The 22033-nt window shown below is 57.8% G+C and carries 23 protein-coding genes; 19 read left to right on the forward strand and 4 right to left on the reverse strand.

What is annotated here, in order from left to right; translation table 11 throughout:
• Positions 1–25 precede the first annotated feature (25 nt).
• A complete protein-coding gene (locus AC061P_RS05505) occupies positions 26–616 on the reverse strand; it encodes a TetR/AcrR family transcriptional regulator (protein WP_449649011.1) in 591 nt (196 codons plus the stop codon).
• A 312-nt stretch (positions 617–928) separates the two neighbouring features.
• Here AC061P_RS05505 and AC061P_RS05510 point away from each other — a divergent pair, with 312 nt between their 5' ends.
• Together AC061P_RS05510 and AC061P_RS05515 are read left to right on the forward strand one after the other, a co-directional pair.
• Entirely contained in the window at positions 929–2296 is a 1368-nt protein-coding gene (locus AC061P_RS05510; RefSeq protein ID WP_449648951.1) for a M16 family metallopeptidase, read from the forward strand.
• An 18-nt stretch (positions 2297–2314) separates the two neighbouring features.
• Positions 2315–2917 (forward strand): histidine phosphatase family protein, encoded by a 603-nt coding sequence (locus AC061P_RS05515; RefSeq protein WP_449648952.1) that lies wholly within the window; start codon positions 2315–2317, stop codon positions 2915–2917.
• 10 nt (positions 2918–2927) lie between these two features.
• Here the strand turns inward: AC061P_RS05515 and AC061P_RS05520 are convergent, their stop codons facing one another.
• On the reverse strand, positions 2928–3386 hold the full coding sequence (locus AC061P_RS05520; protein WP_449648953.1) for a GNAT family N-acetyltransferase: 459 nt from the start codon (positions 3384–3386) through the stop codon (positions 2928–2930).
• Positions 3387–3456: 70 nt separating this feature from the next.
• On the opposite strand from AC061P_RS05520, the gene dapB reads away from it, so the two are divergent.
• Together dapB and AC061P_RS05530 are read left to right on the forward strand one after the other, a co-directional pair.
• Positions 3457–4212, forward strand: a complete 756-nt coding sequence (dapB, locus tag AC061P_RS05525) for a 4-hydroxy-tetrahydrodipicolinate reductase (protein WP_480392026.1) — start codon at positions 3457–3459, stop codon at positions 4210–4212.
• Complete coding sequence (locus tag AC061P_RS05530) at positions 4209–4664, forward strand: hypothetical protein (protein WP_449648955.1); 456 nt, start codon at positions 4209–4211, stop codon at positions 4662–4664. The genes dapB and AC061P_RS05530 overlap by 4 nt, the downstream gene beginning before the upstream one ends.
• A gap of 51 nt (positions 4665–4715) precedes the next feature.
• On the opposite strand, the gene AC061P_RS05535 is transcribed toward AC061P_RS05530, so the two are convergent.
• Both AC061P_RS05535 and AC061P_RS05540 read right to left on the reverse strand, forming a co-directional pair.
• A complete protein-coding gene (locus AC061P_RS05535) occupies positions 4716–5615 on the reverse strand; it encodes a TIGR01777 family oxidoreductase (protein WP_449648956.1) in 900 nt (299 codons plus the stop codon).
• A 2-nt stretch (positions 5616–5617) separates the two neighbouring features.
• Positions 5618–6043, reverse strand: a complete 426-nt coding sequence (locus AC061P_RS05540) for an OsmC family peroxiredoxin (RefSeq protein WP_449648957.1) — start codon at positions 6041–6043, stop codon at positions 5618–5620.
• Between the two features lie 96 nt (positions 6044–6139).
• On the opposite strand from AC061P_RS05540, the gene AC061P_RS05545 reads away from it, so the two are divergent.
• The 15 genes from AC061P_RS05545 to miaB all read left to right on the forward strand — a co-directional run bounded on the left by AC061P_RS05545 (position 6140) and on the right by miaB (position 22020).
• Positions 6140–6949 (forward strand): thymidylate synthase, encoded by an 810-nt coding sequence (locus AC061P_RS05545; RefSeq protein ID WP_449648958.1) that lies wholly within the window; start codon positions 6140–6142, stop codon positions 6947–6949.
• On the forward strand, positions 6946–7476 hold the full coding sequence (locus AC061P_RS05550) for a dihydrofolate reductase (RefSeq protein ID WP_449648959.1): 531 nt from the start codon (positions 6946–6948) through the stop codon (positions 7474–7476). The genes AC061P_RS05545 and AC061P_RS05550 overlap by 4 nt, the downstream gene beginning before the upstream one ends.
• Positions 7477–7485: 9 nt before the next feature.
• A complete protein-coding gene (gene dapA / locus AC061P_RS05555; RefSeq protein WP_449648960.1) occupies positions 7486–8460 on the forward strand; it encodes a 4-hydroxy-tetrahydrodipicolinate synthase in 975 nt (324 codons plus the stop codon).
• Between the two features lie 93 nt (positions 8461–8553).
• Entirely contained in the window at positions 8554–10230 is a 1677-nt protein-coding gene (locus AC061P_RS05560; RefSeq protein ID WP_449648961.1) for a ribonuclease J, read from the forward strand.
• Positions 10231–10378: 148 nt separating this feature from the next.
• Positions 10379–11347, forward strand: coding sequence for an efflux RND transporter periplasmic adaptor subunit (locus AC061P_RS05565; RefSeq protein ID WP_449648962.1), 969 nt, complete (start codon positions 10379–10381; stop codon positions 11345–11347).
• Positions 11347–12072: an ABC transporter ATP-binding protein gene (locus AC061P_RS05570; RefSeq protein ID WP_449648963.1), complete on the forward strand. Its 726-nt coding sequence runs from the start codon at positions 11347–11349 to the stop codon at positions 12070–12072. Before AC061P_RS05565 ends, AC061P_RS05570 begins: the two co-directional genes overlap by 1 nt.
• The gene (locus AC061P_RS05575; RefSeq protein WP_480392027.1) at positions 12069–13427 is read left to right on the forward strand and encodes an ABC transporter permease; all 1359 of its coding nucleotides are present in this window, start codon (positions 12069–12071) and stop codon (positions 13425–13427) included. Before AC061P_RS05570 ends, AC061P_RS05575 begins: the two co-directional genes overlap by 4 nt.
• 76 nt (positions 13428–13503) lie before the next feature.
• Positions 13504–16242: an FtsK/SpoIIIE family DNA translocase gene (locus AC061P_RS05580; protein WP_480392028.1), complete on the forward strand. Its 2739-nt coding sequence runs from the start codon at positions 13504–13506 to the stop codon at positions 16240–16242.
• Between the two features lie 4 nt (positions 16243–16246).
• Positions 16247–16903, forward strand: a complete 657-nt coding sequence (pgsA, locus tag AC061P_RS05585; protein WP_480392029.1) for a CDP-diacylglycerol--glycerol-3-phosphate 3-phosphatidyltransferase — start codon at positions 16247–16249, stop codon at positions 16901–16903.
• A 10-nt stretch (positions 16904–16913) separates the two neighbouring features.
• Positions 16914–17411 carry a CinA family protein gene (locus AC061P_RS05590; protein WP_480392030.1) on the forward strand — a complete coding sequence of 166 codons (498 nt, stop codon included), beginning with the start codon at positions 16914–16916 and terminating at the stop codon, positions 17409–17411.
• Between the two features lie 201 nt (positions 17412–17612).
• Positions 17613–17921 carry a helix-turn-helix domain-containing protein gene (locus AC061P_RS05595; RefSeq protein ID WP_009771924.1) on the forward strand — a complete coding sequence of 103 codons (309 nt, stop codon included), beginning with the start codon at positions 17613–17615 and terminating at the stop codon, positions 17919–17921.
• Positions 17922–17998: 77 nt separating this feature from the next.
• Positions 17999–18226, forward strand: a complete 228-nt coding sequence (locus tag AC061P_RS05600) for a DUF3046 domain-containing protein (RefSeq protein ID WP_449648968.1) — start codon at positions 17999–18001, stop codon at positions 18224–18226.
• A gap of 241 nt (positions 18227–18467) precedes the next feature.
• Positions 18468–19628, forward strand: a complete 1161-nt coding sequence (recA, locus tag AC061P_RS05605) for a recombinase RecA (RefSeq protein WP_449648969.1) — start codon at positions 18468–18470, stop codon at positions 19626–19628.
• Between the two features lie 8 nt (positions 19629–19636).
• Positions 19637–20440 (forward strand): regulatory protein RecX, encoded by an 804-nt coding sequence (locus tag AC061P_RS05610; protein WP_449648970.1) that lies wholly within the window; start codon positions 19637–19639, stop codon positions 20438–20440.
• Positions 20441–20484: 44 nt separating this feature from the next.
• Entirely contained in the window at positions 20485–22020 is a 1536-nt protein-coding gene (miaB, locus tag AC061P_RS05615; RefSeq protein ID WP_480392031.1) for a tRNA (N6-isopentenyl adenosine(37)-C2)-methylthiotransferase MiaB, read from the forward strand.
• Positions 22021–22033 lie beyond the last annotated feature (13 nt).

Consider the following 22033-nt stretch of genomic DNA (forward strand, 5'->3'; position numbering starts at 1 on the left):
CTGTGAGTCTTAGTACACGGTTGGACTAAACCCGGACGGAGTCAGCGAGCACGCGTTTGACTACACGCGCCATTGCTGCTCCGGCGGCGATAGTGTCTCCGGCATAGCCGCCGGCGAGGGCGCCATCTTTAGCGAGCATGAGCTCGTCAGCTGCGTCACCGGGGAAGAGGTGGCCTGCGTCGCGCATGAGCTCATAGAGAGCCTCGTTGTACCAATCGCGATGCTCGGCGATGAGCTTACGCACCGGATGTGTGGGGTCGGAAAACTCTGCAACGACGTTGAGGAATGGGCATCCGCGAAAATCGGCTTTTGTGAGCTCCCCAGCGATGCCTTCAAGCAATCCCAGAACCGCGTCCTGCGGTGATGCTGCACTATCTATGACGGACTGTACGTGCGCCTCAGTGCTCGCTCTGCGGCTCTTGACGTATTCGAGAATCAAGTTGTCTTTTGAGCGGTAGTGCTTGTAGAACGTCGCTTTCGTCACGCTCGACTGAGCGATGATGCGGTCTACTCCGACGTTCAGGATGCCATCTTGGTAGAAAAGTTCGTTGGCCGTTTCAAGAATGCGGCCTTTGGCCGGAGCGCGCTGTGCGGTCTCTGGTGTCTCAAATACCATCACAGCGCACTCCTTCCGGGGGAAATCCGGATCAGGAATTTTTCCCCACTAAGTGCATTACTCGATTCGGGTCGAGCGATGCGGTTGTAATACACAACCCGGTTCGGGTCCGGGTTGTGTGGTTATGGTCACCGCGCGATTCGGGCTTGAGCGGTGGGTTGTCGGCTTCGGGTGCGTAAAAGAACTGTACCACAGGAGGACATACAGACAAGTCTGTCTGTCCTCATTTGGCCACCCCAATTTGGGGGGTCTTTTTCCTGAGAATTCTCGACGCAATCGTGCGCTCAATACAAATGACGTAGGCTCATACCGATGAGCGACGCTGTGATTCTTCCTCTTGACCTTCCCGAACTGTCGTTCACTGCAACCGGCGACAGTCTCGTTCGCAGAACCGTTTTGCCGAGTGGTGTGCGCATCCTCAGCGAACAAGTTCCTGGTGCGCGAAGCGCCACCGTCGGCTACTGGGTAGCGGCGGGCTCCCGAGACGAACTCCCGGGAACCTTCGGTGCAACTCACTTCCTAGAGCACTTGCTTTTCAAAGGCACCCCATCGCGCACAGCTCTCGACATCGCGGTGAGCTTTGACGCTGTCGGCGGCGAACACAACGCAATGACCGCCAAGGAATACACCTGCTATTACGCCAAGGTGCAAGATATTGACTTGCCCATGGCGATTGAAGTGATTGGTGACATGCTCACGTCGAGCCTCATTGATCCAACCGAGTTCGCCAACGAGCGCGGCGTGATCTTAGAAGAACTCGCCATGGCAGACGACGATCCCACTGATGTCGCTAGCGAGCGCTTCTTCGAAGCGGTCTTTGGCGATCATCCGCTTGGTCGGCCCATTGGCGGTAGCGCAGAAACAATCAACGCGATCTCGCGTGAATCGGTAATGAAGCATTACCGCGGCAATTACCGCCCCCAAGATCTGGTAATCACTGTGGCAGGTGCCGTTGACCACGACATGCTCCTCGCCGCAGTCTCCGCCTGCTTGGTTGGCGCCGGCTGGGATCTCTCTTATGAGGCAACACCGGTAGCACGCAGAGACAGTGCAGCCACAGCAGCATCAGCGACGACTGCAGCTCAGCGCCTTCAGATAACGCATCGCCCGATCGAGCAAGCAAATATCATTGCTGGCGTTGAAGGACTTTCGGCGACCGATGAACGACGCGCAACCCTCACCGTGCTCAACTCGATTCTTGGCAGCGGAATGTCCTCGCGGCTCTTTCAAGAGGTACGCGAGAAGCGTGGTCTGGCCTACTCGGTGTATTCGTTCGCGCCCAGCTACTCCGACGCCGGAATCTTTGGAATTTATGCCGGATGTTCGCCAGCAAAGTCCGCACAGGTCGCCGAATTGATGCTCGAAGAATTCAGCAAGCTCGGCGATGCCCATGTGACTGACGAGGAAATAAGTCGCGCGGTTGGTCAACTCCGAGGCGCCTCAGCACTTGCGCTCGAAGACTCAGATTCGCGCATGTCGCGACTCGGGCGCAGCGAACTAACGCTTGGCGAGTTTATCGACCTCGACACATCGATTGCTCGGATCTCGGCAGTCACAGCCGACGGAATTCAAGAGCTTGCTCGCGAGCTCTCATCGCGCCCCCTGTCGATTGCGGCAGTCGGTGCGGTCACTCAAGAGATGTTCACCGGGCTTACTCTGGGCAGCGCTGCCCGAAGCTAGATCAACAAAGGAATGGTGATGGCTCACTACCTCTACCTCGTGCGTCACGGCGAGCAGCAAGACGCAGAACATGGACTTCCTGACGGCCCGCTCTCGGGCAAGGGGACACGTCAAGCGATGGCAATCTCTGAGCGCCTGAGTGGTGTTCCCTTTACCCGCGCGTTTCACTCGCCGCTGCAGCGCGCTGCAGAAACGGCCGCAATAATGACTGAGCGGATGCCGGCACTCGAGTCACAGCCAACAACGCTGCTCATGGACTGCATCCCCAGCGGCCCAACCGTCGATATGCCGTCAGCCTTCGACCACTTCTTTGGCTCAGTAACACCGGAAGAGATTGACGCTGGCGAAGCGCAAATGGCTGATGCCGTTGCCGAATTCCTCACTCCGGCACGCGAAGACCGCCACGACCTGCTCATCACGCACAATTTCGTAATCGCTTGGTTTGTGCGCGAAGTGCTTGGCGGTGACCGGTGGCGTTGGTTGGGGCTCAATCAGGCCAATTGTGGGCTTACGATCATCCGAGTGCGAAGTGCGAAGCCGCCAGTGCTCGTGGCCCACAATGATCTCGGGCACTTGCCGGCAGAATTGCGCACGGGACTTCCCGAAGAGCAGCCCTACTAGCGCGAGTGTGTTACTGGATCTTCTTGCGATACCAGGTGGTCGCGTTGGGGTTGTCGTTGTACGGTTCGACGGATTCGAATCCGCTCGAACGGTAAAGCCCACCGGCTGCGGCGAGACTTTCGTTGGTGTCGAGTACTAGCTCTGTGGCGCCCCATTTGCGGGCCCGCAGCTCGAGTTCCGCTAAGAGTTGTCGTCCGAGCCCGGCGCCGCGACCTTCGCGGCGCACCCACAGGTGCTTCACTTCGAAACGACCAGCATCAAGCTGGCGGATGCCGCCACAGCCGAGTGCGTTGCCCATTTCCTCGACGACGACGAAAACTCCGCGCGGCGGCGTGAACTGGTCGACGCTGGGGAAAGTAGTGACGTAGCCCGATGGGGTCGGAAACGTCTCAGCTCGGTAGCTAAAGTACTCGGTGAGAAGTTCGTGGGCGAGAGCATCCGAGACGGAGAGAGGTCGAAACTGTGGCACAGCACCACAGTACTCTCGGCTGCAGGTGCGGGTAGTCAGCGAAGTCGCTAAGCATTGATAGATTTGAGTAATGACAACGAAAGTAGCGGTAGTCGGCGCAACCGGTCGCATGGGAAAGTTCATCAGTGGCGTGGTCGACGCAGCAGCTGATTTCTCGTTGGTCGCCACCCTTAATTCGCGGTCGGAGCTCAGCGAAATGCTTGAGGCAGACGTCGTGGTTGACGTCACCGAGCCGAGCATTTCGCCATCGGTTGTCGAGTTTGCGACGTCGCATGGCAAGAGTGTTCTTGTCGGCACCTCTGGCTGGAGCGAAGATCGCGTGCAAAGCGTAAAATCAGCGCTTGCCGACAGGCCCGATGTCGGCGTCATCTTTATCCCTAACTTTTCCCTTGGCTCCGCCTTGGCCACATCATTCGCGGCCTCCGCTGCGAGGTATTTCGATTCGATCGAAATCATCGAGAGCCACCACGCCGGCAAAGTCGATTCGCCTTCCGGCACGGCTGTTCGCACGGCAGAGCTCATGGCAGATGCCCGCAATAAACGTGGACCTGTGGCAGCACCTCATCATGATCAACTTGCGCGGGGCGAACAGGTTGCCGGCATTCCGGTGCACAGCCTGCGAATGGCGGGAGTTGTGGCACACCAGCAGGTTATTTTCGGTGGTCCGGGAGAAGTGCTCACGATCGACCACCGCACAATGTCGCAAGACTCTTACGAGGCGGGAATTTTGCTTGGGCTGCGGGCGATCTCCCGTGCGCGCGGGGTAACGGTTGGGCTCGATCAGCTCATCGATCTCACCCCTGGCGACCGAGCGGATTCCCAGTGAAAACACGCATTGCGGCACTGGTGATGGTGGGTCTGCTGATCCTCTATCTCGTATTCGTCATCAACTATTCATTTGTTCTCATCGGAACAGGTGAGCTCATCGCCCAGGTTATGGGGTGGGCGCTTCTTGTCCTTCCGCTGATCGGCTTGTGGGCGCTTGCGGCAGAAATGGTATTCATTTTTCGCGCGGATCGACTGTTCAGTACTCTCAGGGACGAGGATGCTTTGCCCGAGGAGATCACGGAACGTCGGCCAAGCGGTCGCCCGGATCCCGAAGCCGCCGATCGAGCATTCGGACGTTACCGCGATGAGGCGGAGGCCAGCCCGGAATCGTGGCGTGCCTGGCTTCGGCTCGGACTCGCCTACGACGCCAGTGGCGACCGCCGTCGCGCGCGCTGGGCAACGCGACGCGCAATCTCGCTTTCTCGTGGTCCTGCGGCGAAGGCTGCCTAGGAACGACCGTGACCGCGGGCGAAACGACTCGCTGTCTAAAGTCGAGCAGACTTACTCGATGAATTCCTCGATCGCCTGCTCGATCGTGTCGTGCGTGAAAGTAAAACCCGTGCCGAGGAGCCTGCTCGGCTGAACCTTTTCATCAACCAAGATGAGATCTTCGCCTGCATCGCCCAGCATCCGGAATGCGAAGCTGGGAACAGTAAGCCAATGGGGTTTGTGCATGGCCTGTGCGAGGGTTTTGGTGACCGTGTCTGCCGTTGCTGGAGTTGGCCCAACGAGCGAAACGACGCCGGAGAATTCACTTCGGAGCAAATGGATGATGGCAGCAGCTTCGTCGTGAAGGCTAATCCACGGCCAATACTGTTCACCGCTTCCGAGCCGGCTCCCCAGACCGAAACGAGTGAGAAGGTTGAGCGGAGTAAACGCTCCGCCCTCACCAACAACGATTCCAGTGCGGAACATTACGAGGCGTGTTGTCGAAGGTGTGAGCTGCGCGGCTTTCTCCCACGCATCAACAACGTCGCTCAGGAATCCTGTTCCCTTCGTCGAGTCGTCAGTCAGAACTTCGCCTGGACGGCTCCCGAAGATGCCCACAGCGGAGCCGTTAAGGAAAACGGAAGGGGGAGTTGCAGACCGCCGAATCGCTTCGGCGATGGTGCGGGTGCCGTTGACGCGGGAACGCAATATCTCCCGCTTGTAGCTGGGCGTCCACGGAATTCGTCCAGTGCTGGCGCCGGCAAGGTTGATGACAGCATCCGCACGTTCAATGGCGCGATCGTCGATGGTGCTCGATAGTGGATCCCAGTAGAACTCGGACTCGGTGCGGGGTTCTCGCCGAACGAGGCTCATCACCTCGAAACCTTCTGTCTCCAGTTGGGAGACGAGTTCCGTGCCGATATAGCCAGACGCACCAGCGACGAGGACCCGTGTGACGGCTTCCTCAGTCACCGCTAGGCCAAGCTTGCTTCAAGAGTGATGGGGACGCCCGTCAGCGCGCGTGATACGGGGCATCCTTCTTTTGCTTCTTGAGCCAATCGCTGAAAGTCGTCTTCGCTCAAATCAGCCACTTTGGCACTGACCAGCAGGTGGCTTCCCGTGATTCCTTCTGCAGGATCAAAGGTGACAGCGGCGGTGACTTGCAGGCTCTCTGCCGGAGTTCCGTTACTGGCGAGCCCGTTCGAGAATGCCATCGCAAAACAGGCCGAATGGGCCGCGCCAAGCAGTTCTTCAGGGTTGGTCGTCGCTTCTTGGCCCTCTGAGCGTGCTGCCCAGGTGACCGGGAACTCTGCCGCATCAGAGGAATCTAGCGATGTCGTACCTTTTCCACTAAACAGGTCACCAAACCAGAGTGTTGTTGCTTCGCTCGTAACAGGCATTGCCGTTCCTTTCGTCGTGCTCAACACTATGCGTTGGCTGAACGACGCGCATGAGAAACCCGTGTGAAGGTGCGCGCACCAAGTACTATCAATTCGATGGCTTCTACGATCGCTACCCCCTATGAAGATCTGTTGCGCGACACGCTCGCCAACGGTGTGCACAAGAGTGATCGCACTGGTACTGGCACACGAAGTGTGTTCGGGCGTCAATTGCGGTTCAACCTCGCAGAGGGATTCCCTCTCATCACTACCAAGCGTGTTCACTTCAAGTCGATCGCCTATGAACTGTTGTGGTTCTTGCGCGGGGAAAGCAATGTCTCGTGGCTTCGCGACAACGGGGTAACAATCTGGAATGAGTGGGCAGACGACGATGGCGAACTTGGCCCCGTCTACGGCGTGCAATGGCGCTCCTGGCCGACTCCGTCTGGAGAACAGATTGATCAGGTCTCTGAGGTCATCGAGCAAATCAAGACCAATCCCGATTCTCGTCGGCTCATCGTCTCTGCCTGGAACCCGGCCGACATCCCGAAAATGGCGCTAGCCCCGTGCCATGCCTTCTTCCAGTTTTATGTCGCCGACGGCAAACTGTCCTGCCAGCTCTATCAGCGAAGCGCAGACCTTTTCCTTGGCGTTCCCTTCAATATCGCCAGCTATGCGCTGCTCACGCACCTGGTTGCCGAACAAACGGGGCTCGAGGTCGGCGACTTTGTGTGGACAGGTGGCGATTGCCACATCTACGACAACCACATCGAGCAAGTTGCCGAGCAGTTGAGCCGTGAGCCCTATGCTCTGCCTAGCCTGGCAATCCATACCAAACCAGACAAAGTCTTCGGCTATGCGTTCGAAGACTTTGAGATCGTCGGCTACCAGCACCACCCAGCCATCAAGGCCCCGGTCGCAGTGTGAGCGTGACCGTTGGCATGATCTGGGCGCAGTCTGATGGCGGAATCATTGGAAGCGACGGCGCGATGCCTTGGCACTTGCCTGAGGATCTCGCCCACTTCAAAGAACTCACTCTTGGCAGCCCGGTAATCATGGGCCGTAAAACGTGGGAGTCACTGCCTCAGCGTTTTCGGCCGCTGCCAGGGCGCCGCAACATCGTCGTCACTCGGCAAACCGAGTGGGGCGATGACGGAGCGGAAGTCACACACAGCGTTGACGAAGCCATTATGTTGGCTGCGACATCCGTTCAGCCCGGGGACACGGTGTGGGTTATTGGGGGCGCAGAAATATTTGCGCATGCCCTTAACCATGCGCACAGGCTCGAGATCACAGAGATCCGCGAGAGCTTTGACGGGGACACCCTTGCCCCGCATCGAAGCGAACAATGGATGCTGGCAGCGAGCGATCCCGCCGAAGATTGGCACACGTCATCCAGTGGACTTCATTACCGTTTCTTGCGATACGAAACCCAGACTTCGAACCAGCGCTAACCTAGAGGGGTGTCTACAGTGAATCCTTTTGGTCAAGTACTCGTCGCGCTCATCACGCCATTCACCGCTGAGGGTGAAGTTAATTGGGGCGATGTTGAAAAGCACATCGATAGTGTGATCAGCGCCGGTGCCGATGGCATCGTCGTCACGGGTACTACCGGTGAAACAAGCACTCTCACTGATCCCGAGAAAATCAAGCTTGTCGAGGTTGCAAAATCTGTCTCTTCCGGTCGCGCCAAGATCATCACTGGCGGTGGTTCGAACGAGACCGCGCACGCGATTGAGCTCTACAAGGCAAGCGAGAAGGCTGGCGCTGACGGTGTGATGTTCGTCACGCCCTACTACAACAAGCCGACCCAAGCTGGCGTGCTCACTCACTTTCGCATGCTCGCTGATGCTACCGATCTGCCCGCGATTCTTTATGACATCCCGGGTCGCACTGGCGTGCCGATCATGTACGAAACAATCCTTCGTGCGGCGAAGCATCCCAACATCCTCGCGGTGAAAGATGCGAAGGGTGATTTCAGTGAGGTGAGCCGTGTGCTCAACCAGACTGACCTCTTGTACTTCTCTGGCGATGACGCCAATGTTCTCCCTCACCTAGCGATTGGCGCTTCCGGCCTCATCGGAGTAACGGCCAACATCGCACCTGCTCCCTACCGCGTGATCGTCGATGCGGTAAATGCGGGCGACCTTGCCACAGCAACCGCAGCCCACAAAGCGCTCGAGCCACTGGTTCGGGCGGCAATGACTCACGTTCCAGGCACCGTCGCTGCCAAGTACATTCTTCACGGCCTCGGGCGCATTTCTAGCCCACGAGTTCGATTGCCTCTCGTCGGACCTGAAGAGTCAGAGGCGGCGCAGATTGAAGACGAGTTGGCGCTGGTCACCGGAATCACAGGTCTCGATCTCACAAATTTTCGCCCTGACCGCAATGCGGCTGCCGGGGGAGCGCTCCCCAAAGTTGCCGGAGCAACCCGCTAGGTTCTTCCGCGAGGGGTAGGCTCTGCCATGGGCATGGCCCACATTTTTCGCACAGGGGCTGACGGCCCTACACATCTAACTGCAAGGTACTGAATGCCAGTTTCCGTTTTTGATCCACCCGCACTTGAGTCGGGCACCCTCCGCGTTACACCGATTGGCGGTCTCGGCGAAATCGGTCGAAACATGACCACTTTCGAAATCGACGGCAAGATCCTCATCGTTGACTGCGGTGTACTCTTTCCTGAGGAGCACCAGCCCGGTGTCGACCTGATCCTTCCTGATTTCAGTTCGATTCGTGACCGTCTCGACGACATTCTTGGCATTGTGCTCACGCATGGCCATGAAGACCACATTGGCGCTGTTCCCTACCTCTTGCGCTTGCGTCAAGACATCCCCCTGATCGGTTCGACCCTTACCCTCGCGCTCATTGAAGCGAAGCTCAAAGAACACCGCATTAAGCCGTACACGCTCAATGTCACTGAGGGTCAAAAAGAGAAGATCGGTCCATTCGATCTCGAGTTTGTTGCCGTCAACCATTCGATTCCGGATGCCCTTGCCGTTGCCATTACGACTGTTGCAGGCACTGTTCTGCACACGGGTGACTTCAAGATGGACCAGTTGCCGCTCGATAATCGCATCACCGACCTGCGTGCTTTTGCTCGCCTCGGCGAAGCGGGAATTGATCTCTTCCTTTCTGACTCGACGAACGCTGACGTTCCGGGCTTCACGCCGAACGAACGTGACATTGGTCCGGTTCTTGAGGCGGTCATTGCCAAGGCTCCTCGGCGCGTAATTGTCGCGAGCTTCTCGAGCCACGTGCACCGCGTGCAGCAGGTGCTCGATGCGGCAATCGCCAACGACCGCAAGGTTGTTTTGATGGGCCGTTCAATGGTCCGCAACATGGGTATCGCTGCTGATCTAGGCTTCCTCAAGGTGCCAGACGGTGTTTTGCTCGATGCCAAAAAGGCTGTCAACTATCCAGACAACAAGCTCGTCTACATGTCAACGGGTAGCCAAGGTGAGCCGATGGCTGTTCTTGCGCGCATGGCGAATATGGAGCACCAGATCGAGGTCGGGCAGGGTGACACGGTAATTCTCGCGTCGAGCCTTATCCCGGGCAATGAGAACGCTGTTTACCGCGTAATCAACGGGCTGACCAAGTTGGGGGCCAACGTTGTGCATAAGGCGAATGCCAAGGTGCACGTTTCTGGCCACGCGGCGGCAGGTGAGCTGCTGTACTGCTACAACATTTTGCGCCCCAAGAACGTACTGCCTGTTCACGGCGAATACCGTCACTTGGTCGCTAACGCCAATCTGGCGATCCAGTCGGGTGTTCCTGCCGAGAACACGATCATCGCCGAAGATGGCACGGTGATCGATCTCAAAGATGGTCACGCAGCGATCGTTGGTCAACTCGATGTTGGCTTCGTCTATGTTGATGGGTCGAGCGTTGGCGAAATCACGGATGCTGATCTGAAGGATCGCCGCATTCTTGCCGAAGAGGGCTTCATTTCGATTTTCGTCGCGGTTGATGCTCAGACGGGAAAGGTCATTGTCGGGCCTGAGATTCAGTCTCGCGGCTTTGCTGAGGATGAGGACGTGTTCGATGCCGTTCTCCCCATGGTGATCAAGGCGCTTACTGACGCCGCCGCGAACGGAACGCGCGACACTCACTCTTTCGCTCAAGTTGTCCGTCGCACTGTCGGCCGTTGGGTTAATACCCAGCACCGTCGTCGTCCGATGATCGTTCCGGTCGTCATCGAGGTTTAACTTTTCACTGGGCGCGAGGGGCTCTGCTCCTCGCGCCTTTTGTGCACCCGCGGAGCGAATGCCGGGCTTGTCTTTTGTCACTTTTGATGGTGTGATGTGAAGATTGCTCGGTTGCTATGGCGAGCCGATTCTGGATTCGGAGTATCGAATGAGTGTTGCGCGCAGGTGGGTATTCCCCATTATTTGGCTGATCATCTTTTCTGTTATTGCGGCAGCCCTCGTGAAGTTTGCGTTCTTTGGCGATGCGCTCGCTGTGGATGACCGAGAGTTTCCGACGGTCGCGATTGAGGAGCAGCACTACGAAGTGGTGACGGGAACGATCACTAACGATGTCGAATTGACGGGGAGTGTGACGGCTGCCGCTAGTGTCCCGATTCCTGCGACGCTTTCCGGAGAAGTGCGTGAGGTTGCGGTCACGGCAGGTCAGGCTGTCAAGAAGGGCCAAGAGATCCTGAAGCTGCGAGCCGAGGTGGTCAACGCCGACGGAACGCCAGGAACTCAGTGGAAGGTGGTCGTTGCGCCAGCCACCGGCACGCTCACCGACTTCACTACGCTCGTCGGTTCCTCCTTTCAGGTGGGGTCACCCGTCGGCAGCGTGGCTCCACCGTCATACCTCGTGACCGGCACGGTTCCCTCCGCGCAGTTGTACCGACTCGTCGACCGTCCCACCGAAGCAAGTGTTGCCATCAACGGAGGTCCGGCGCCGTTCACGTGTACCGGACTGAGCATCACGTTTGCGGCTGCGACAGAAGCCGGTGGGGAAGCGGCATCCGGACCAACAGTGTCCTGTGTCGTGCCGAGTGATGTTGTTGTGTTCCCTGGTCTCAGCGCCGATTTGACGATCGCTGGCGGTGTCGCTGAAGACGTCATGGTCGCCCCGGTTACTGCCATCGAGGGACTCGCCAGCTCGGGAAATGTTTATTTCGTGCTCCCTGACGGCACGACCGAGGTGCGCGAAGTCGTGCTTGGTCTTAACGATGGCATCACCGTTGAGATTGTTTCCGGACTGGAAATCGGCGACGTGATCTTGCAGTTTGTTCCCGGTGCTGATGCGATCGACGAGGAAAATCTGCCGGACAATTGCTACAAAGATGGCGATAGCGTGGTGTGCTACTGATGCCGTTGTTATCGCTAGAAGGCGTAACGCGCTCGGTAGAGCTTCCCGACTTCAGTCGTCTCGACATCCTTAAGGGCGTTGATCTTGCTGTGGATGTTGGTGACCACATCAGCATTGTTGGGCGTTCTGGGTCAGGTAAGTCGACACTCCTCAACCTGCTTGGACTCATCGATAACCCGACAACTGGTCGCATCGTGTTTGACGGTGCCCCGTTAGCGAAGCTCTCAGGTGGCAAGCGAGACCGCAAACGAGGGCGCGATGTCGGTTTTATTTTTCAGCAATTCAATCTGCTGGCGGGCCGTACTGCGCTCGAGAACGTTATGACCCCACTGCTGTACGCGTCTGGCCGTCAGTTTTGGCGCCGTCGCGCTCTTGCTGAAGAGATGCTCGACCGGGTCGGCCTCAGTGAGCGGATGACATCAATGCCAGACAAACTCTCCGGCGGTGAGCAACAGCGTGTTGCCATCGCGAGAGCACTCGTGCGCAGCCCGCGACTGATCCTCGCTGACGAACCGACCGGAGCGCTCGATGTTGAGACCGGTGCGACTGTCATGAAATTACTCGACACCGTTGCGGAGCAATCCGGTGCCGCTCTCATCACCATTACCCACGACCCCAACGTTGCAGCGCTCGCTCGCCGGCACTATCGACTAGACAACGGGGTACTGTCGGCGATTGATGTGCGTCGGATGCTGGCGACGTCACTTCCGGAAGCTGCGCTATGAGGTGGTTTCACAAGAAAGATCGCGAGGCAGGGGCTGAGCCTGAGCCTGAGCCTGATGCAGCGGTAGAGCCGGGTACCGACGTCGTCGTGCGCCCCAACTACGAGCTCGCGAAAACAACGCGAGAACCGCGTGGTTCACTGTTGAGCGGCCTCGTGGGTTCTGTGGTTGAGGCATGGGACGAAGTCCGCATCAACCGCACCCGAGTGCTTCTGAGTTTGATCGGTATTGGGGTAGCGGTTTGCGCTCTTGCGACCGTTGTTGGCGCCGGAGCGGTATTTGGACAAGCCCAGACTGAACAGTACGAGAAGCAAAGCGGTCGGCCGGCGACGATCATGGCATACCCACCTTTCTCTACGGTGACTAATGAGCAAGCTGATGCAGCAGAGTTCCTCGATTTCATGGGAACACTCGTCGAGCGCTATCAGGTGAGTCACTCAACTTCCGTCCGTCGAGGAAGCGCCAGCATTCAGCTGTCAGACGGCACACAGTTCACCGCCCTGTTGGGTGTGGATGACAAATACGGCGTAATGCATCGACTAGACATTGCCGAGGGCCGCTGGCTGACCGAAGACGATGAGACGCACCTCGCGCCGTCAGTGGTCATCAACGACGAACTGTACGAGAAACTTGGGCGTCCTGACCTGCGTTTGCACCCCACGATTGAACTTTCCGCTGACACAGTGACTACGGCTGTGGTCGTTGGGGTCCTCGCGCCGGAGCCGAACGCCTCAGGGTTGAGTGTGTCAATTCTTGCGTCGCCTTTTAGCGCGCTCGTCGGCACTGAGGCCGCTAACGCAGGCGATTCGAGTTTCGAGATGTGGGTTCCCGAAGAACAATCTTCTCAACTGGTCGACCTCCTCGATCGCGACATGCGCGCACAGTACGGCGAAGACGTCCAACCGAGTGTGAACCGCAATGATTATCTGGCGTGGGGTGGACCCAACCCTCTCGAACCACTCCAATGGGTCATTGGCGGTATCGCAGGTCTCATTCTCCTTCTTGGCGCATTGGGGCTTGTCAATATTTCTCTTGTGACGGTGAAATATCGCGTGCGAGAAATCGGAGTCCGTCGTGCGTTTGGCGCTACAGCCGGACGCGTGTTTTTCGCGGTAATGATGGAGAGCGTCGTCGCAACGATCGCCGCTGGCGTAATCGGGGTTGCCCTCTCGATTGCGATCGTGCAAAACCCCGCCGTTCAGAATCTGATTGCGCCCGGTGTGCAAGATCTGCCGCCGTATCCGCTAGAGGCTGCGCTGATCGCGCTCGCGGCATCCGCAGCTGTTGGTGTCCTTGCTGGCCTCATGCCTGCCATCGTCGCCGTCAAAGTGAAGGTGATTGATGCCATCCGCTATTAGCGCGCGCATTGAGCGCAGCTTGGCAGGTTGAGTGTCGCTGCATCACTCTGACAGAGGCCACAGGTAGCTTTGAATTATGGCTACGCGTACATCGTCGACCTCGCGCTCGGGTGCGTCGAAACCTCGCGCCAGAAACACTTCGAACAAGACTCAAGCAACCAAGCGACTGCCCCGCGGCAAGCAAGCTCCCGTTGAGCCTGAGGGTCCTCTCACCAAAATGTGGATGGCGCTTGCTCACATGGTTGGCGGCGCTTTTCGCGTGTTTGGCCGCGAAGAACTCACTAAAGACGAACGCCGAGACGGTGTTCCGTTTCTTTTCTTTGTTCTCGCAATCGTTGGCGCGGTCGTTGAATGGTTCAACCCCACAGACTCGGTAGCAATTGCGCTCGACGCCTACACCTTTGGTGGCCTCGTTGGGCGGGTCGCGTTTGCTTTGCCGGTGATTTTGCTGCTTCTTGCTGTCTGGATGTTTCGCCATCCGTCGAGCGTTCATGACAACGGTCGCATCGGTATCGGTCTCAGCATTCTCATTGTCACAGTGGCAGCGCTGTGTCACGTGTTCAGCGGCCAGCCGCACCCCTCTGAGGGAGCAGAAACCATCGCGCGGGCCGGGGGAGTGTTCGGCTGGATGATGGCGAATCCCCTTATTTGGCTGGGAACGACACTGCTTGCCGTGCCCGTAATCGTGTTGCTGCTTGTGCTTTCGCTGTTCATCATCACGAAGACCCCACCGAATCGTCTCCCTTCGCGACTTCGTGAGCTCTACGCTTACCTCTTTGGCGCACAGCTCCAGAGTGATGAAGAGCGGGCCGCGGCTAAGGCTAAGTCGAGCACAAATATGAACGATTCCGTTCAATTTGGTTCGCTGACCGATATCGGTCTTGGGGGAGACAACGACACGTCATCGCTGCCATGGTGGCGTCGAAACAAGTCACAAAATAGCGAAGATAAAGCTTTCGACAGCCCAGTGATCTCCCGAGATCAAGCCACCGAGGTCGTCAACCCGACGCCGCCTCCAGCAGCAAAAGACCTCACCAAAAAGGAAGAGCAGTTCGGCGTCGAGCTACTCGAAGATCTTCTTAAAGCCGAAGAAGCTGTCAAGAACTACAACACTGGCGAAGTGGATGCCCCGGCCACTGAAATGCGCGACGACGGGCCTCGCGTTCTCCCCGGCTTTACTACCAAAGCCAGCGAAAAGGGCACCGCTGGCGAGTTCGACGGCCCGCACGAGACCACGCCCCAAGCATCGAACGCCGTCTACCGTCTTCCCCAAGCATCCATGTTGTCTGCGGGAACGCCACCCAAGTCGCGTTCAGCCGCCAACGATGAAGTAGTCGCGTCGATCACTGAGGTTCTCAAACAATTTAGTGTGGACGCGACGGTCACCGGTTTCAGTCGCGGACCATCGGTTACCCGGTACGAGCTCGAACTCGGCCCCGGTGTCAAGGTTGAGCGTGTTACAGCGCTGGCCCGCAACATTAGTTATGCCGTCGCAAGCAACGAGGTCAACATTCTCTCGCCGATCCCTGGCAAGAGCGCTATCGGTGTTGAGATCCCGAACAAGGATCGCGAGATCGTGTCGCTTGGTGACGTACTGCGCTCCAGCGCGAGCACTAAGAGTGAGCACCCGATGACGATTGGCCTCGGAAAAGATGTCGAGGGTGGATTCGTTGTAGCGAACCTTGCCAAAATGCCCCACTTGCTAGTGGCGGGTTCTACTGGTTCGGGTAAGTCGAGCTTCGTGAACTCTATGATCACGTCGATTCTGATGCGGGCGAAGCCTGCTGAGGTGCGAATGGTGCTCATCGACCCCAAGCGCGTTGAGCTGTCGATCTATGCGGGAGTGCCGCATCTGATTACTCCCATCATCACCAACCCCAAGAAGGCGGCAGAAGCGCTGGCCTGGGTCGTGAAAGAGATGGACATGCGGTATGACGATCTAGCGAGCTTCGGCTACCGTCACATTGACGACTTTAACCGCGCCGTGGTCGCAGAGGAGATCAAGCTGCCTGAGGGCAGTCAGCGCAAGCTGAAGCCGTACCCGTACTTGCTCATCGTCGTTGATGAGTTGGCAGATCTCATGATGGTTGCGCCGAGAGACGTCGAAGACTCGATTGTTCGAATCACGCAGCTTGCGCGTGCATCCGGTATCCACTTGGTGTTGGCAACCCAACGACCGAGTGTCGACGTGGTTACCGGTCTCATCAAGGCCAACGTGCCGTCGCGCTTGGCATTCGCAGTATCGAGCATGACCGACTCTCGAGTGATCCTCGATCAGCCCGGCGCAGACAAACTCATCGGTCAGGGTGACGCTCTCTTCTTGCCAATGGGCGCTTCCAAGGCGATCCGAGTGCAGGGCGCTTGGGTTCCCGAGAGTGAAGTTGCCGAGATCGTGCAGCATGTCATTGCTCAGGCCCAGCCTGAATACCGCAACGATGTTGCTGCGGTTGCCGAGAAGAAGAACATCGATGCTGACATCGGCGGAGACCTCGAAGAACTGTTGGCGGCCGCTGAACTCATCGTAAGCACCCAATTCGGGTCGACATCGATGTTGCAGCGCAAGCTTCGTGTCGGTTTCGCTAAGGCTGGCCGTCTCATGGACCTCTTGGAGTCTCGAGAGATTGTTGGCCCATCGGAGGGTTCGAAAGCGCGCGACGTGCTCGTCACTGCCGAGCAGCTTCCTTCAGTGCTCGCGCGATTGCGCGGCGAAGAGGAACCAGCACCGGTAGACGCTGTGGAGGAATCGCTCAGCGGATACGATGAAGTAGAAGGCGGCTCAGATGAAGACGCTTGGAACTTGACTGATCGGGAGTGATCGCGTGAGCGACCAACCAGCATCACCTTCTGCTCCGCCCGAACGAACTAGTTCGCTGCGTGGTCGGATGATTCGCGACGGCGATACGCCGGCCTCTATTGCGAATATCGCCAACATCATCACCGTTGTTCGAATCTTTCTTGCACCTCTCTTCATCTGGCTTTTGCTACTGGATGACGGCGAGATGGGTCTCACCAGATACCTTGCGGCTGCACTCTTCATATTCGCCATCGTGACTGACACTGTCGATGGGCACTTGGCTCGCGGGCGAAACCTCATCACGGACCTCGGAATCATTTTGGATCCGATTGCCGACAAAGTTCTCACGGGCGGCGCGCTTGTGGCCCTGTCGATCTTGGGCGAGCTGCCGTGGTGGGTCACGATTCTCATTTTGGTTCGCGAGTTCGGAATCACGATTTATCGTTTCGCTGTGCTTTCGAAGGTTGTCGTCCCCGCCTCACGCGGTGGCAAGCTCAAGACGGTCCTGCAGGCCGTCGCTATTTCCCTTTTCCTCGTACCGCTCTTCACCGTTCTCGGTCCGTGGGTCTTATGGCTCAATTGGTCCGTCATGGCAGTCGCTGTCGTTCTTACGGTGTACACGGGCGTTGAATACCTGTGGCGGGCATGGCGTCACACCCGCAAATCCAATTCAGGAGCGTGACCCTTCACCAGTGAATACTGAAGAACTCGCCACGAAAATCGTGGCGATTCTGACCGCACATCGACAAACTATCGCGTTAGCGGAGTCGCTGACCGGAGGGATGCTCTGCGCTCAGCTTGTTGCTGTGCCGGGAGCGTCCGCTGTGCTCAACGGCGCCGTTGTCGCCTACAACACGGCTATCAAGCACCAAGTTCTTGGCGTCGATGCGAGTCTGTTGGCGATTCATGGCACCGTGCATCCGGATGTCGCTGCTCATATGGCCACCGGCGTGCGTGACGTGCTTGGTGTCGGTGAGCAGCAGGCAACCTACGGACTGGCTACGACGGGCGTAGCGGGCCCGGACTCTCACGAAGGCAAAGTGCCAGGCACAGTATTTATTGGCTTCGCCGCTACCAACTTCGTGGAAACTCGTGACTTTGAGTTCACGGGGGATCGCAACGCGATCCGTGTGCAGACTGTGCATGCTGCTTTGGAGTGTCTGTATGAGCACCTCACCGCGGAGAACTGATCGCGGGAAGGGGCAGCGCCCACAAGTGGGTACAGCAAGAATCGTGCCGTGGGAATATTGCAGGTTTCGGCTGGGTTACAGTTAGCGAACTCACAAGGCCTCTCCAGTTTGGAAGGGTTAGAGTTCTGAACAGATAGTGGCTGTAGTCTTGACTATCCAGAATAATCTGGTCGCGATACACAGTCAGAGAGGGAGTGTCCAATGGTTCTAGTTCGTCAGGAAATCGGTGACGTTCTCCGCGACGTGCGCCTTCAAAAGGGACGCACCCTTCGTCAGGTCGCAAGCAAAGCGAGCGTTGCCCTCGGATACCTCAGTGAGGTCGAGCGCGGCCAAAAAGAGGCCAGCTCAGAAATTCTCGCTTCGGTCGCCGAAGCCCTCGATACACCGATCTCCGTAATCATGCGTGAGGTTGGCGATCGTCTTGCCGTCATTGAAGGTGCAACGACGATCCCCGATACTCTCCCCGATGAGCTCGTTGCCGAGTTCGATTCGAATTTGGTTTCGCGCTAACCAGTGCAGATCGAATGCCTCGCTCCGTGTGGAGTGGGGCATTCGTTACTTAAGCGGAGCGAACATAGGGTGGTTGCATGCGAGTGAGCGAGTTTTGGACGGCGGTCGCCGATGAGTTTGGTGAGCCTTACGGCCGCGTGCTCGTTAACGACCAGGTGTTGGGTGCAGTAGGTAGTGTCACTGCTGCCCAAGCGCTCTCCCGTGGCGTTCCTGCTCGTCAGGTCTGGACGGCATTGTGCGAGGCAATGGATGTTCCTCCCGAGCGTCGCTACGGCGTTGGGCAACGCGAACCCAAGAAGCAGTAGCTCTTCGCCCGCGTGGCGCGTTCGAACATTCGTTCGATATTGTTAGTCTTCTCCCTAACACCCAATCGAATACAGCTTTTGGGCGCACACCGCACGCCGCTGCCCTGGAATGTCAGAGCAGGCACGTAACGTGGCATTTAGTAACACAGCCTTTGTCGGGAGGTTGCGGACCTTGCATTATCGGTCCACACGAATCGCGACAGCCTATGGGCAGCAACCTACGACCAATGGAGAAGATGTAATGCCATCAGCAGCAGACCGCGAGAAGTCCCTAGAGACAGCCCTCGCTCAGATTGACCGTCAGTTCGGCAAAGGTTCAGTTATGCGCCTCGGCAGCGATGAGCGCGCTCCGGTCGAGGTGATTCCCACCGGTTCGATCGCTCTCGACGTCGCGCTGGGTATAGGCGGGCTTCCCCGCGGGCGAATCGTCGAGATCTACGGTCCGGAGTCTTCGGGTAAAACTACGTTGACCCTGCACGCAATTGCCAACGCTCAGCGCAACGGCGGTATTGCCGCATTCATCGATGCAGAGCATGCTCTTGACCCCGAATATGCCGCGAAGCTTGGCGTAGACATTGATGCTCTGCTCGTCTCGCAGCCCGACACCGGCGAGCAAGCTCTTGAAATCGCCGACATGCTGGTGCGAAGTGGGTCAATTGACCTCATCGTTATTGACTCGGTCGCTGCACTCGTTCCTCGTGCAGAAATTGAAGGCGAAATGGGCGACACCCACGTTGGTCTTCAGGCCCGACTTATGTCTCAGGCATTGCGCAAGCTCACCGGTGGCCTCAGCCAAACCAACACCACCATGATCTTCATTAACCAGTTGCGTGAAAAGATCGGTGTCTTCTTCGGCAGTCCCGAGACCACCGCCGGCGGTAAGGCGCTCAAGTTCTACGCCTCGGTTCGACTCGACATCCGCCGCATCGAAACGCTGAAAGACGGCACGGACGCAGTGGGAAACCGCACGCGAGTAAAGGTAGTCAAGAACAAAATGGCGCCACCTTTCAAGCAGGCAGAGTTCGACATCCTCTATGGCATCGGAATTTCACGCGAGGGTAGCCTCATCGATTTCGGCGTGGACCATGAGATTGTCCGCAAATCTGGTGCTTGGTACACCTATGACGGTGACCAGCTCGGCCAGGGTAAAGAGAAGTCGCGAGCCTTCCTGCTCCAAAATCCTGCCATTGCGCTGGAGATTGAACAGAAGATCATGCGCAAACTCGGTGTGGGCGCTGAAGCGAAAGCAGCGAACGCGAGCGAGGCGAAAGCCTTGGCCGACGCCGCAGTGAAGGCGGAGAAAGCTGAGAAGGCGGCGAAGGCCAGCGCTAAGGCTGACGGACCGGTGCTGCCAGTAGCTGACAAAGCAGCTACCCCGCTTAAGACAGCCGTAGGCCAGTAGGTTCTGTTATGACTTCCTCCGACGATGAATTTCTCGCACCCGTCATCAACCTGTTTGGGGATCGTTCCGGTACCCAACGGAACGGGGCGGCGGATTTATCGCCGGAGGAGTCACCAACGCTCGAAGCTAGTGGCGACCAAGGCGAATCCCTTGGACGGGCGGATTCGCGTGCAGCCGACCTGGCACCGGTGCGTGCACTACCGACCATGGCTGACTTCAGCCCCGCTCACTCCAAGGAACAAACACCCGATACGGATGACTCCAAGACTCAAGCTGAGCCAGTTCGCGCGCAGTCACAAGCGCAGCGACGTCAAGCGCGAGACGGCTTCTCGGAGATAAGCCAAGTGAGCATGCGGGCACTCGCTCGACGGGGCATGTCGTCACACGAAATGACGCAGTTCTTAGCCACTCGAGAATTCGAATCTGAAGACATTGATTGCGAAGTCGAACGGCTGGAGAGCTGTGGACTACTCGACGACGCCGCACTCGCCGAAACACTCGCGCGAACACTACGCGATCGAAAGAAACTTGGCGCTTCAGCTATCCGTGCCGAACTGCGTCGACGCAATATCGACCAAGAGCACATTGCTGCGGTGCTCGACGACGATCGTGACGAGGAGCAAGAGCGCGCGAACGAGGTTGCGTTCAAGCGAGCTCCTCAGCTTCGCTCACTCGACGGAGTCACAGCCAAGCGTCGGCTCACGGGGTTTCTCATGCGCAAGGGGTACTCAGGGTCCGTAGTCTCGGCGGCAGTCACCGCCGCGCTCTCCTCTGGCTCAAGCGAATCTTCTGGCGGGCCCACCTTTAGGTAACACACCGTCAAGCGGAGATGGTCCAGAGGCTTAAGGTGGAAGACATGATTGATGAGAAACTGGCCGCCCCACGCAGCTACGAAGTGCGCACCTACGGTTGCCAGATGAATGTGCACGACTCCGAGCGACTCAGTGGCTCCCTTGAGGCAGCCGGCTATATTCGCGCAACCGAGGGCCAAGCAGACGTCGTCGTCATTAACACCTGTGCGGTTCGCGAGAACGCGGACAACAAGCTCTACGGCAACCTCGGCATGCTCGCCAGCGTCAAAAAAGAACACGAAGGCATGCAAATCGCCGTTGGCGGTTGTCTTGCGCAAAAGGACAAGAACGTCATCCTCGAGAAAGCACCGTGGGTAGACGTGGTCTTTGGAACCCACAACATGGGCTCCCTTCCCGCTCTTCTCGAACGCGCCCGCCACAATGAAGAAGCGCAACTCGAAATTCTTGAGTCGCTTGACGTCTTCCCCTCGACGCTCCCGGCAAGACGAGAATCCACCCATAGCGCGTGGGTATCGATCTCCGTAGGCTGTAACAACACGTGCACGTTCTGCATCGTGCCAGCGCTACGTGGAAAAGAAAAAGACCGACGTCCCGGCGACATCCTCGCCGAAGTTCAAGCCATTGTTGACGACGGAGCAATCGAAGTCACCCTGCTCGGGCAAAACGTGAACTCCTACGGAGTTGAATTCGGTGATCGTCAAGCGTTTAGCAAACTCCTGCGAGCAGTCGGCGCGATCCAAGGTCTCGAACGTGTGCGCTTCACCAGCCCGCACCCGGCAGCTTTCACCGACGACGTCATCGACGCAATGGCAGAGACGCCCAATGTGATGCCGCAACTGCACATGCCCCTGCAGTCCGGCTCAGACCGCATCCTCAAATCAATGCGCCGTAGCTACCGCTCCACCAAATTCCTCGGAATCCTTGACCGAGTACGAGCCCAAATGCCGCACGCCGCTATCACCACTGACATCATCGTCGGTTTTCCCGGTGAGACAGAAGAAGACTTCCAAGAAACCCTGCGTGTGGTTGAAGAGTCGCGATTCGCCTCGGCCTATACATTCCAATACTCCATCCGGCCTGGAACGCCCGCCGCCACAATGGACGACCAGATCCCCAAAGAGGTCGTACAAGAGCGCTACGAAAGACTCGCGGCTCTTCAAGACCGCATCTCGCGCGAAGAAAACGACAAACAAATCGGTCGCACCGTCCACGTCATGGTTACCGCGACCGAAGGACGCAAGCAAGCAGAAACCGCCAGGCTATCGGGCCGTGCCGAAGACTCGCGACTTGTGCACTTCGATATTCCCGAAGGCAGTGCAACGCCGCGTCCCGGCGACGTCGTCACTCTGACAATCACCGAAGCTGCAGCATTTCACCTTGTAGCAGACACTCCAGCGGGCCAGACCCTTGACATCCGTCGAACCCCAGCCGGAGATGCGTGGGATCGCGCACAAGCCGAGTCCTGCGGAGTGCCGACCGGCGCGGCCACTACCGACTCCGGCCCACGAGTATCACTTGGCCTCCCGACCATCCGTGTCTCGACAACGCCGATCTATGACCCAACAGACTCCCTCCGCTAATCCCGAGCATGCG

The organism is Rhodoglobus sp. G.S.4 (genome assembly GCF_056619605.1).